The following is an 11463-nucleotide window of genomic DNA, read 5'->3' as shown; positions in this document are numbered from 1 at the left end:
AAGCATTATTAAACCGCGGGGGCGGGGATGCGGGGGCGGCGGGGGGGCGGGGGGGGGGGGGGGGGGGGGGCGGGGGGGGGGGGGGCGGGCTTCACTCTCTCCCGGGGGACCACCCTGCTCTTCGCCGTGGCCAGTGGGGCGGCCGTGGCCAATGTGTACTTCGCGCAGCCGCTCCTGGTGACGCTGGGCCGTGACTTCTCGATCAGTACGGGGACGGTCGGCGCGATCGTGACCCTCACGCAGACCGGCTACGGGCTGGGGCTCTTCTTCCTGGTGCCGCTGGGTGACCTGCTCGACCGCAGACGCCTGATCGTGACGCAACTCCTCCTACTAGCAATGGCGTTGACGGCGACGAGCCTGGCGGGCAGTGCGGCGTTCCTGCTGGCGGGCCTGGCTGCCGTGGGGCTGCTCGCCGTGGTCACCCAGACCCTGGTCGCCTTCGCCGCCTTCCTCGCGCCCTCCGGGGAGCGCGGCCGGGTCGTCGGCGTGGTGACCAGCGGCGTCGTCACCGGCATCCTGCTCGCCCGGACCGTGTCCGGTCTGCTGGCCGACCTCGCGGGCTGGCGTTCCGTCTACCTCGTTTCGGCCGCCCTCACCGGCGTACTCGCCCTGGCGCTCCACCGCCTGCTGCCGGCCGGCGTCAAGCCGGCGCCAGGGTCCGGGCGGTACGGGGAAGCGCTGCGCTCCACCCTCACACTGTTCGCGCGCGAACCCCTCCTGCGCGTACGGGCCCTGCTCGCCCTCCTGATCTTCGCGGCCTTCAGCACCCTGTGGAGCAGCGTCGCCCTGCCGCTCAGCGCGCCCCCGCTCTCCCTGTCCCACACGGAGATCGGAGCCTTCGGGCTGGCCGGAGCCGCGGGCGCCCTCGCCGCCACCGCGGCCGGCCGGTGGAACGACCGCGGCTTCGCCGGCCGCACGACCGGCATCGGCCTGGCCCTGCTCGCCGTCTCCTGGCTGCCCCTGGCCTGCACACGGCACTCGCTGTGGGCACTGGCGGCGGGAGTGGTCGTCCTCGATCTCGCCGTACAGGCGGTCCATGTCACCAACCAGACCCTGATCCACGCACTGCACCCGGCGGCGGGGAGCCGGCTGATCGGCGGTTACATGGTCTTCTACTCGATCGGCAGCGCCTCGGGCGCCGTGGCCGCGACCACCCTGTACGCGGCGGCGGGCTGGCTTGCCGTCTGCGCGCTGGGCGCCGGGATCAGTCTCGCCGCCCTGCTCCTGTGGGCATTCACCCGGACCGCGGTCTCCGCGCCGCCCGCCGTCCAGCGTCTCCCGGAGGGGTGAGGGGCCCCGCCGGACGCTCTCGTCGGCTTCCGGCGCCACGACCCAGCCGCGGACCCACCGCCCTGCTGGAGCCCGACCGCCATCGGCCCGCTCGGCGGCATCGTCGGCGCGGCCCTGGGCATCGCGGTCGTCGTGTGTGCCGCCGTCGTCACACCGTACGCGTCACGAGAGGCCCGCGGCGCTGTCCAGCTGTCCCTGCGGTGCGGCCCAACTGGCGAGGAGTCTGAGGCGGTCCTCCGAGGGGGTGCCCGGTTCGGCGGCGTAGATGATCAGGTCGTGGACGGCCCGTTGGGGCAGGGGCAGGTCCAGGGAGCGGAAGGTCATCTCCACACGGCCGACTTCGGGATGGTTCAGCCGCTTGGCGCCCTCGTGATGGATCCGGACGTCGTGGCTGGCCCACATGGTGCGGAAGTCGGGGCTGAGCGTGGACAGTTCGCCGACGAGTTCACGCAGGGCCCGGTCGTGGGGTTCGCGTCCGGCTTCGGCCCGGAGCACCGCGACCGTGGCCCTCGCGCCTTCCTCCCAGTCGACGAAGAAGTCGGGGGAGCCGGGGTCGAGGAAGAAGTAACGGGGGAAGTTGGCGCAGCCCCGGTCGCGCGTGGTCTCGCTGTCGAACATCGGTGAGTACAGGGCCCTGCACAGCGCGTTGCTCGCGACGAGGTCCAGACGTCCGGTACGTACGAAGGCCGGGGCCATGGTCATGGAGTCCACCATCCATTGGACGGGAGACGGGATCCTGACGTCCTTGCGGCGCTGCGACCTGCGGCGGGCGGGGCGGGCCGCCCTGGCCAGTTCGAGCAGGTAGACGCGCTCGTCCTCATCGAGGAGCAACGCCCGCGCGACCGCTTCCAGCACGTCCTCGGAGACGCCGCTGATGTGGCCCTTCTCCAGCCGTGTGTACCACTCGGTGCTCACGCCCGAGAGGGCCGCGACCTCCTCGCGCCGCAGTCCCGGAACCCTGCGCCGCCGGCCTGCGGGCAGTCCGACCCGCTCCGGGGCGAGCTTGGCGCGTCGGCTGATCAGGAAGTCGCGGATGTCCGAGCGGTTGTCCGTGTGACTCCCGGTGCGGTCTGCGGGCGGAGGTTCCATCCGCCCACGGTACCCATGGCCCACCCGGCGGAGAGAGGTTGTGTTTGTACCCCCCATAAACGCGACCTTGTCCCCCTCTCACGGCGCCGGTTTCGTGGGGTCGGCGGAATTGAACGGCACTCCCTCGTCGCGGGGCGCCCTCCGCCGTTCTCCCTCCACTCCTCAGGAGCAGCAATGACCGGCAAGACCGTACTGATCACCGGCGCGACCAGCGGTATCGGCGCCCACACCGCACGGTTGCTCATCGACCGAGGCCACCGCGTGGCCGTCACCGGCCGGAACGAGACCAGGCTGAAGGCGTTCCTCGACGAGGCGGGCCACCCCGACCGTCTGCTGGGCCTGGTCGCGGACGCGGCGGACTGGCATGCCACCGAGTCGGCCGTGACCCGCACGGTGGAGCGCTTCGGCGGCCTCGACGCGGCGGTGGCCAACGCCGGATTCATGTCCGGTGACTCCATCGGGGACGGCGACCCGGCCCTGTGGCCGCCCATGGTCCTCACCAACGTCCTCGGCCCCGCCCTGCTGGCCCACGCCACCCTGCCGCACCTGGAAGCCACTGGCGGACGGCTGGTGCTCATCGGCAGCGTCGCCGGGCTGAAGAACTCACCCGGCAATCTCTACTCGGCCACCAAGTGGGCCACCACCGGACTCGCGGAGAACCTGCGCCTGCACGCCACGACCCGCGGCGTCGGTGTCACGCTCGTCAACCCCGGCATGATCGACACCCCCTTCTGGCAGGGCACCGGCGTTCCCCCCTTCGCCCTGCCGCCCCAGCCCGTCGCCGAGGCCGTCTGCCTCGCCCTCGACCAGCCGGCGGGCGTCGACCTCAACACCCTGACCATCCGGCCCATGGGGCAGCCCGCCTGACCACGCTTTGTTGTCACAGCGCGGCGCTCGTACTCGCTGGTGAGGAGTTCGGACCGCTTGGTCTCCGGATGCCGCACGCGGGTGGCATCCGGCTGCCCGCGGTCCGGTGCGTGTGCCACGTCTGCCGTCGCCCTGGTGACCTCGGAGGCCGTGCCGTACCAAGCCGTGCCGTCGGACCGTTCGCGGCGAGCGGCGGGACGCGCCGTCGCGCTCTCAGGCCAGAGCCCCTATGGCCCTGACGACCAGGGCACGGGCTTCCGCTCCATAGACCGCGAGGCGCTTGAGCCGGGCGAACGCGGTTTCGTACAGGGCGATCTCGGACGGCTCGGTGACCGTGACGCGGGCAGACAGCAACTCGACGGAGACCAGGTCCTGGTCGTACATGTGGAAGGTCTCCATGGGCCAGTGTCCGCGCGAGCGGGTCGCTGCCGGAATGATGCCCAGCGACACGGACGGGAGGGCGCCCGCGGTGAGGAGGTGGCCCAGCTGGGCGGCCATCGCGTCCGCGGTTCCCAGCTGATGCGTGAGGACGGCCTCCTCCATCAGCAGGGAGAACCGACGGCCGGACCGGTGGATGATGCGCGACCTGTCCACGCGGGCGGCGGCGGCTTGCTCGCTGTCGTCCGGCGCCCCGAGGAACTCCGCGTTGGAGGACAGGAGCGCGCGGGCGTAGCCCTCGGTCTGGAGGAGGCCGGGGACCAGGGTGCCCGAGTAGATCCGGAAGAGCCGGGTCTGTTCGAAGAGAGGCCTGTAGCTGTCCTGCAACGTGCGGAGGCCGGTGCGAACGCGGCGGCGCCACTCGGTGTACTGCTCCTCCGCGTCACGGGACGCCGCGATGAGGTCGTCGGCCTGGGCATGGGCGCCGCACGCCGCGCACCAGGCGCGGATGTCGGCCGGGGTCGGCGGTGTGCGTGCGTTCTCCAGGCGGCTGGTCTTCGGGTGTGTCCAGCCGGCTCGGCGCGCCAGCTCACCCCCGGTGATCCCCGCTTCTGCCCGAAGGTCGCGGAGGCGGCGCGCGATGCGCTCGCGGGCCGCCTGGGCAGCGGACGAGGGGGACGCGGGCATGAGCTGGCCGTTCGCCTAGAGTTCGTACATGTCGTGCGGGGTCGCCCGGGACCATACGGCTTCGAAGGCGTCGGCGCACAACTTCGCCGTTGCCGGGTCGGTGCTGATCTCACCGCCGCCGGACTCGCCCGCGCCGGTGAAGTGGTTCCAGCGGACGGTGTGTCCGTCGATGAGCCAGAAGTCGTTCCCTGGCAGGGCGATGTCGGACGCCTGGCGCCGTGGCAGCCAGCGCACGGCCTCTCCGGCGGTGAGGTTGACGATGGTACCGGCGTGTTCGTAGCGGATGTAGTCGCTGACGGGCTCGGACACGATGCGGGCGCGGCGTACGGCGACGCCGCGAGCGACCGTCCGGCGGATCAGGCCGACCCAAGGCGCCCAGTAGGGCGAGGCCGGGTCGGTGTCATGCTCCCCGGTGGCTTGCCAGCGGGAGAAGGCGTCCGCCTCGGAGGCCACTGCGTAGGCGTCGCGCATCTCCAGGTGGACGGCTGACTGGTGCGCGCTGTCGAGGAGTTCAGCGAACGTCGGTACAGGCTTCGGCGGCATCGCAGGCCTTCCTGATGTCGGGGATCATGCGGGCGGGGATCCGGATCACGGCCTCCGTGTCGGGGATGCCGACAGCATGGCCGGGGAGTTCGAATGCCGCGCATTCCGCTTCGAGCCGCGGGTCGGGCTTCCAGCCCTGGAAGACCAGTTCTCGCTTGTCCTCGTCGACCCAGACCGTGGGGCTCTCGCCCGTGTTGGTCTCGGGGTCGATGCCGATGAACCGTAACGGAGACATGTCTGCCCTCTCTCTGGTCGTTCGCAGATGTTCGCCACCATCGACCTGTCGGTGGCCATTGGTCAAGAGCGCGCGGGCCCAATCACCTGTGCAGATAGGCGTCTTGAACATTCGTGAACATTCGTGGCGTGATCTCACCCAGCACCCGTAGCGTGCTCTGCGCGGCCTCCTGAGGACCCACCGCCGGACGGATGGACGGCGCCGAAGGGGGCCAGCAGCGGCGGTGTCCCCCTCGGGCCGCCCGCCGAACCAAGCCCGGCCAGACCCGCACCACCCTCACAAAACAAGGAGCGCCACATGGAATGGACAGCAGCGGACCCCGGCAAGCACGCGGGCGAGCCGTCCGACAAGCCGTGGACCCCGCCGCCCGCCCCGCCGAGCCCCGACGGGTCCGGTCCCTCGGGTGGCGACGAGCAGGCGGCCGGTCACTGATCATGTCCCTCGGCCCCGAGACGCCGGGGAGCTACGCCGCGCTCGTCCGGTCGCTGGACGAGCGCGGTCTCCTGTCCCCGCGGTGGCGTGCCGTGTGGCAGGAGTTGCCCCGGCACCTCTTCATCCCGCCCCGCGTCTGGCGACAGGGCCCCGAAGGCTGCGAACCCGTCGGCCCCGACGCGTGGTGGTCCCTGGTCGGCTCCGACGAACCCGTCATCCTCCAGGTGGACGACGGCGACGAGGACGGTCCTGGCATCGCCACGTCGTCCAACAGCAAACCGTCCATGGTGGCGCGCATGCTCGGCCTCCTGGACCTCGAACCCTCCCACCGCGTCCTGGAGATCGGCACGGCGTCCGGGCATCTCGCCGCGCTTCTGGCCCGGTACCTCGGCGACGACAGCCACGTGCACTCGCTCGAACTCGACCCCGAACTGGCCCGGTTGGCAGACAAGCAGCTCGCCAGGGCCGGGCACACGCCTCGGCTGCGGCAGGGGGACGGCGCCCTCGGCTGCTCGGAGGCCGCGCCCTTCGACCGGATTATCTCCACCTGCGCCGTCCGGCACGTCCCCCAGGCATGGATCGGGCAACTGCGGCCGCGCGGAGTCCTCGTACTGCCCCTGCACCGCGACTTCTGGAGCGGCGCCGTGGTGCGGCTGGTGCGGCGGCCGGACGGCACGGCTCGGGGGACCTTCCACGGCGGCGCCTCGTACATGCTGATGCGCTCCCAGCGCGACCCTGCCCGAGCTCACGTCGACAGCTCCAGCGCCCGCGCTTCGGCCACGGGTCTGGATCCGGCCGGCCTGCTGTCGCTCGGAGCCGCCCTGTACATCGGGGAGCGGCTGCCCGGTGTGTCCCTCCACCACGCGCGCACGGACGAGGGCGTGCGGGTCTGGGCGCAGGGCCCGGACGGGTCGGCGGCCACCGCGGCGGCCGGCACGGTGCACGCGTACGGGCCGCGCGACCTGTGGTCCGAGATCGAGACCGCACACCGGGCCTACGTTCAAGAAGGCGCCCCGGCGGCAGACGAGTTCGGGCTCACCGTCTCACCCGGCGGACACCACGTCTGGCTCCACGAGCCTCATCACACCATCACAGCGGCACGGTGACCGCCGCTCGCGTGTACGCGCTCCCCAGCCTCGCCCGCGACCCGGCGCCCCACGATGGAGTGACAGACCTCCGAACGGGGTAATGCCGGCGGACGTTCTCGTTAGCTTCCGTCGCATGACAGAACCACGAACCCCGCAATTAACCGTACCCGGCCCCGGGAACGGCGGCGACGCCCCGGACGGCGTCGGTCCCCCGGACCGGGCGGGCGCGCCGGGCAGGGCCGGCGGCGGCAGGCTCGGGCTGTGGCTCGGCGCCGTGCCCGCGATCGCCGGGGTGCTGCTGACCGTCGCGGCCATGACGCTCGGCAAGCTGCTCGTCTTCGGTCTCCTGGCCGCGGCGACCGTGCCGTTGACGGTCGTCTCCCTGCGGCCCGCGTGGGCGTGGCTGAAATACGCCTTGGCGTGCGCGCTGACCGTGGCGCTCGTGGGGTTCGCCCTGACCGTGGTCTATTACCAGGGCCGCCCCGGGAAACCCGCCGTTCCGGCGGCGCCGCCCCCGGTGTCGCTGAAGGACTCCGCCCAGGGGCTGAAGTTCCTGCCGGTCACCGGGCCGGTCTCGCACTGTGTGAGTTTCGCCGGCACCGGCAGGATTCCGGACGGCGACGCCCTGGTGGTGCTCGACCGCCCCACCGACTCCGGGGGCCGCTACACCCCCACGTCCACCTTCAGCTTCGACGGTGAGGCCGCCGCCTCACCGTCGGGGCGGGGGTGGATCGTGCCGGATCTGAACCTCGGCGCGGGGGAGCCGAGCGACAAGGGCACGCACATGGCGGTCCTGACCGTTCTGATGCCCGAGAACGTGGCCGGCTTCCTCGACACACTGAACAGCGACTCCGAGACCGGCGCCGTGCCGGCGGACGTCACGAAGCTCGGTGCGGAGGCCGACCGGCTGGTCGTGGTCCGCAACGGGGAGAACGCGCACTGCTGACCCAGGCCGGACGCCGGTCCCGCGAGGCGGCGCGCGCAGGCCCCTCCCGCCGGATGCGGAAGGGGCCTGGACGCGGAAAGGGCGGCGGCGCGGCAGTGTGCGTCCGGTGTCAGCCTCCGATCGCGATCGAGAAGATGTGCAGGGCCAGTTGGCTGTTGGCCGCCGTCTTGCTGACGTTCGGCAGTGTCACGGCCTCGACCGTCCTGCCCGCCTTCAGTGGCACCGTCGCGCCGTAGGTGTGCACCTGCTGGGTCTGGTGGCCACCGGAGTTGTTCAGGTACGGGAGCGTCGCGGCGAAGTCGCTGCCCTGCGGTGCCGACGTACCCCACCAGTCTCCGAAGCCGAGCGAGTAGGTCTGGGTGGTGCCGTCGGTGTAGAGGATGGTGCCCGAGCCGGATGCGGCGCCGAAGTCGCTGGTGCCGATGAAGCCCAACTTCGTACCGGAGCCGGTCAGATGGACGCCCTGGCCGCTCGCGACGATGTTGTCGGGCTTGCCCGTTCCCGCGGTGGCGGGCCAGGGGAAGGTGATCCCGTCGTGGGTCGCGTTCTGCCCCGCCGTGTACCCGGCCGCTTCGAGGGTCTGCTCCGAGAAGCTGGCGCCGCCGCCGTCCAGGCTGCCCGTGCCCGGTGTGGCGTCGTCGCTGATGCCGGAGTTGTCGTACGCGGCGGTGACCGAGGCGTACGGGACGGTCACCGGCGCCTGGGCGCCCTGCTGCCCGTTCGGTGTGGTGACGGTGGCGTCGAGGCCGAACGACGCGGGGTCGGTGCCCGCGGGGACCGTCACCTGCCAGGTCGTGGAGACGGCCTGGCCCGCGCCGACCCGGGAGAAGGTGGCCGGGCTGCTCGCCGTGGCGGTCCAGCCGCTCGGCGCGTCGAGCGCGACCGTCACACCGCTGACCGGGGAGGCCGCGCCGTTGGTGTACGTGGTCCTTGCGGTGAACGTGGCGCCCGCGTCCGCGAGGGGCGGCGAGCTGAGCGCCAGGGTGTTCCGCACCACGACGGGCGTCGTACCGCTGACACCGTTCACCGTGACCTTGATGCTCGCCGTGCCGTCCGCGACGGCGTGCACGGTCCCGTCCCGGTCGACGGTGGCGACCTTCGGGTCGCTGCTGCTGTACGTCACGTGTGCCGTGGACAGGTCAGTGAAGGACTCGTCGTTGTTGACGGCCTCGACCACGTGGTCCGCCGTCACCGACAGGTCGCGCCGCTCCTGGGACGGGTCGGTGTCATCCTTGATCCACTTGTTCTTTCCCGTGAGGCTGAAGGTGTCGCCCGCGTTGTGGACGACGTCCTCGGGCTGGACGGTGACGGTCTGGACCTTGCGCTGGAGTGCCCCGGTCACCCTGACCTTCGCCGTACCCGCCGTGGTCGCCGCGTCCGGGCCGACCTGGAAGGCGTAGGTGCCGTCGTAGACGGTGTCGCGCGAGGCCTTCGCGTCCCAGAAGGCCAGGTCGGGGATCTTGACCGGGATGGTGAGGTGCTGGGTGGCGCCGGGCGCCAGCGGCTTCGTCTTGGCGAAGCCCTCCAGGCGCTTGGCCGGCAGTTGCACGCCGGGCTCGGTGAACGGTGTCGCCGCGTACAGCTGGGCGACCGTCGTACCGGCCGTGGTGCCGGTGTTCTTCACGTCCACACTCACGTCGACCGTACCGTTGGCCGAGACCGAGCCCTTGTCGGTCCTGATGTGCGAGAACGCGAACGAGCTGTAGCTCAGGCCGTATCCGAACGGGTAGGTGGGTGTGCCGGTGAAGTACTGGTAGGTGCGGCCGAGTCCGCCCGTCGCGGCCGGTGTGAGGCCGTAGTTGGACTTGTCCGGCAGCTGCGAGGCGTCCTTGTACCAGGTGAAGTCCAGGTGGCCGGCGGGGTTCTGCCTGCCGAAGAGCACATCGGCGAGGGCGTCGCCCTGGCTCTCGCCGTTGTAGCCGCTGAAGACGATCGCGGGGGCCTTGTCCTGGACGTCGTCGATCTTCACCGGGCCGTCCGACTGGATGACCAGTGCGGTGTTCTTGTTGCCGAGGGCGGTGGCCTGGTCGATCAGCGAACCGTAATTGCCCGGCATGTCGAGGTTGGCCCGGTCCTTGCCCTCCGAGGCGTTGTTCTCGTCGGTGCCGACGAACACCACCACCAGGTCGGCGGCCTTCACATCGGCCTGCGTCTGCGCACTGAGGGTCGCGGCGCCGGTCGCCGTGGAGGAGGTGCCCGCCGCGTCGAAGACGACGGACGCGTCCGGGTTCGCGGCCTTGACCGCGTCGGTGATGCCCTTGACGGCGTCGACCTGCTTCGTCGGCTCGCCTGAATAGCCGCCCAGCGTCGTGGTGTTGGCCAGGTCGCCGAGGATCACGATCTTGTTGGTCTTCGCCGGGTCGGCCGGCAGCAGCGGCTTGTCCGTGCCGGAGACGTGTCGATTCTTCAGCAGGACGAGGGAGTTGTCCGCCACGGTACGGGCCAGGTCCTGGTGCGCGGGCGACTCGATCCGGTCCTTGGTGATCTTCGTGTACGCGACCTGGGACGCCGGGTCGAACTCACCGGTCTCCATGCGCACGGTGAACACCTTGACCAGCGCGTTGTCGAGCACGCCCTCGCTCAGGGCGCCCGCGTCGACGGCCTGCTGGATGTTGGTGGTGGTCGCCTCGTCGCCGGTGCAGTTCAGGTCGGTCCCGGCGCGCAGCGCGTACGCCTGGCCGCCCGCCTGCCCGGACATGGTCGCGCCGGTGGTGGTGCTGGTCCAGGTCGGGCTCGGCTTGTGGTCGGTGCTCCAGCCGGGCGCCGCCCAGTCGTGGCCGCCGGGGAACTGCTGCCAGGTGGTGCCGACGGCGCCGCAGTCGGACGTGATGTACCCGTCGAACCCGTAGGTGCGCTGGGCGAGTTCGTTCGTGGTGTAAGTGTCGGCCACGGACGGTGTGCCGTTGATCGCGTTGTACGAGGTCATCAGCCCGGACACATGGGCGTCCTCGATCAGCGAGCGGAACTGGGCGGTGTAGTAGTCCCGCAGGTCGGTGTCGTCGACACCGGAGCTGATGCCGGTGCGGTTCTCCTCGACGTTGTTGAGCGCGTAGTGCTTCGCCGTCGCCGCGACCTTCAGATACCCGGTCCGCGGCCTGCCGTTCGGGTCGTTGCCCTGGTAGCCGTCCACGAACTGGCCCGCCATCTTCCCCGTCAGGTACGGGTCCTCGCCGAAGGCCTCGTCGGTGCGGCCCCAGCGCGGGTCGCGGTCGAGGTTGACGTTGGGCGCCCAGAAGGTGAGGGCGCCGTAGTCGTCGGCGGACGGGCCCAGGTTGTTCTGCCCGTTGCCGAACAGCGACTTGTCGTTGAAGCCGCGCACCTCGTCGGAGATCGCGCTCGTCTCCCGGTAGATCAGCGACGGGTCCCAGGTCATGGTGGACGCGAGGTTCACGGGGAAGCTGGTGGCGTGGATGCCGCCCTGCGCGCCGCCGTTGTTCTGGTCGGCGCCCAGGGTGTTGACACCGTGCTGGCCCTCGCTCCAGTACGTGTACTGCTGCACGCCGAGCCGCGGGACGGCGGGCGCGGTGTTGGTGGCCAGCTGCTGCACCTTCTCCTGGAGCGTCATCCGGGACACGAGGTCCGCGGCGCGCTCCTGGAAGGAGTACGCCGTGTTCAGGTAGACCGGGGTGGCGGCGGCCCTGGCCGTGGCCGTGGTGTGCCCGGCGGCGGTCGCGGAGCCGTACGCGGTGGCGGTGAGCGCGGCCGTCAGGGCCAGGGCGCACGCGGCGGCGAGTGCCGTGCGGCGCGGGCGGCGCCGCGCTCTCGGTGGTGCGAACTGTCCTTGCATGGTTCCTCCGTTGAGCGGTGGGGGTGACGTCGAACGGCGGTACTCGTGGTGCTCGGACGGGCGCGCTGGTCCTCGGGAGTGGTGGGGTTCGGACGGGTGCGCTGCTCCTCGGGGGCGGTGG

At 71.4% G+C, this 11463-nt stretch carries 10 protein-coding genes; 5 read left to right on the top strand and 5 right to left on the bottom strand.

Going from position 1 to position 11463, the window contains the following annotated elements; all coding sequences use genetic code 11:
- The first annotated feature begins 27 nt into the window (after window positions 1–27).
- Window positions 28–1290, top strand: coding sequence for an MFS transporter (locus LCE31_RS15315; protein ID WP_225014811.1), 1263 nt, complete (start codon window positions 28–30; stop codon window positions 1288–1290).
- Window positions 1291–1452: 162 nt separating this feature from the next.
- Here the strand turns inward: LCE31_RS15315 and LCE31_RS15310 are convergent, their stop codons facing one another.
- The gene (locus LCE31_RS15310) at window positions 1453–2379 is read right to left on the bottom strand and encodes a helix-turn-helix transcriptional regulator (RefSeq protein WP_225014810.1); all 927 of its coding nucleotides are present in this window, start codon (window positions 2377–2379) and stop codon (window positions 1453–1455) included.
- A 174-nt stretch (window positions 2380–2553) separates the two neighbouring features.
- Between LCE31_RS15310 and LCE31_RS15305 the strand changes: the two genes are divergently transcribed.
- Window positions 2554–3246, top strand: coding sequence for an SDR family oxidoreductase (locus LCE31_RS15305; RefSeq protein WP_225014809.1), 693 nt, complete (start codon window positions 2554–2556; stop codon window positions 3244–3246).
- Between the two features lie 213 nt (window positions 3247–3459).
- Here the strand turns inward: LCE31_RS15305 and LCE31_RS15300 are convergent, their stop codons facing one another.
- Genes LCE31_RS15300 through LCE31_RS15290 form a run of 3 tightly spaced genes read right to left on the bottom strand, consistent with a single transcriptional unit; the run spans window position 3460 to window position 5089 of the window.
- Window positions 3460–4311 carry a helix-turn-helix domain-containing protein gene (locus LCE31_RS15300; protein ID WP_225014808.1) on the bottom strand — a complete coding sequence of 284 codons (852 nt, stop codon included), beginning with the start codon at window positions 4309–4311 and terminating at the stop codon, window positions 3460–3462.
- Between the two features lie 15 nt (window positions 4312–4326).
- Window positions 4327–4854, bottom strand: a complete 528-nt coding sequence (locus LCE31_RS15295) for a DUF6879 family protein (protein WP_225014807.1) — start codon at window positions 4852–4854, stop codon at window positions 4327–4329.
- Window positions 4823–5089, bottom strand: coding sequence for a hypothetical protein (locus LCE31_RS15290; protein WP_225014806.1), 267 nt, complete (start codon window positions 5087–5089; stop codon window positions 4823–4825). Before LCE31_RS15290 ends, LCE31_RS15295 begins: the two co-directional genes overlap by 32 nt.
- A gap of 297 nt (window positions 5090–5386) precedes the next feature.
- On the opposite strand from LCE31_RS15290, the gene LCE31_RS40430 reads away from it, so the two are divergent.
- From LCE31_RS40430 to LCE31_RS15280, 3 genes are all read left to right on the top strand, one after another.
- Window positions 5387–5521, top strand: coding sequence for a hypothetical protein (locus LCE31_RS40430; RefSeq protein ID WP_263631877.1), 135 nt, complete (start codon window positions 5387–5389; stop codon window positions 5519–5521).
- Window positions 5522–5523: 2 nt separating this feature from the next.
- Complete coding sequence (locus LCE31_RS15285; protein ID WP_225014805.1) at window positions 5524–6627, top strand: methyltransferase domain-containing protein; 1104 nt, start codon at window positions 5524–5526, stop codon at window positions 6625–6627.
- Between the two features lie 115 nt (window positions 6628–6742).
- A complete protein-coding gene (locus tag LCE31_RS15280) occupies window positions 6743–7555 on the top strand; it encodes a hypothetical protein (protein ID WP_225014804.1) in 813 nt (270 codons plus the stop codon).
- A 109-nt stretch (window positions 7556–7664) separates the two neighbouring features.
- Here LCE31_RS15280 and LCE31_RS15275 read toward each other — a convergent pair whose 3' ends face one another.
- The gene (locus LCE31_RS15275) at window positions 7665–11342 is read right to left on the bottom strand and encodes a glycoside hydrolase family 3 C-terminal domain-containing protein (protein ID WP_225014803.1); all 3678 of its coding nucleotides are present in this window, start codon (window positions 11340–11342) and stop codon (window positions 7665–7667) included.
- Window positions 11343–11463 lie beyond the last annotated feature (121 nt).

Source organism: Streptomyces sp. 8L, from assembly GCF_020176795.1.
GTDB lineage: Bacteria > Actinomycetota > Actinomycetes > Streptomycetales > Streptomycetaceae > Streptomyces.
This window is presented reverse-complemented; position numbering and strand designations above follow the sequence as displayed.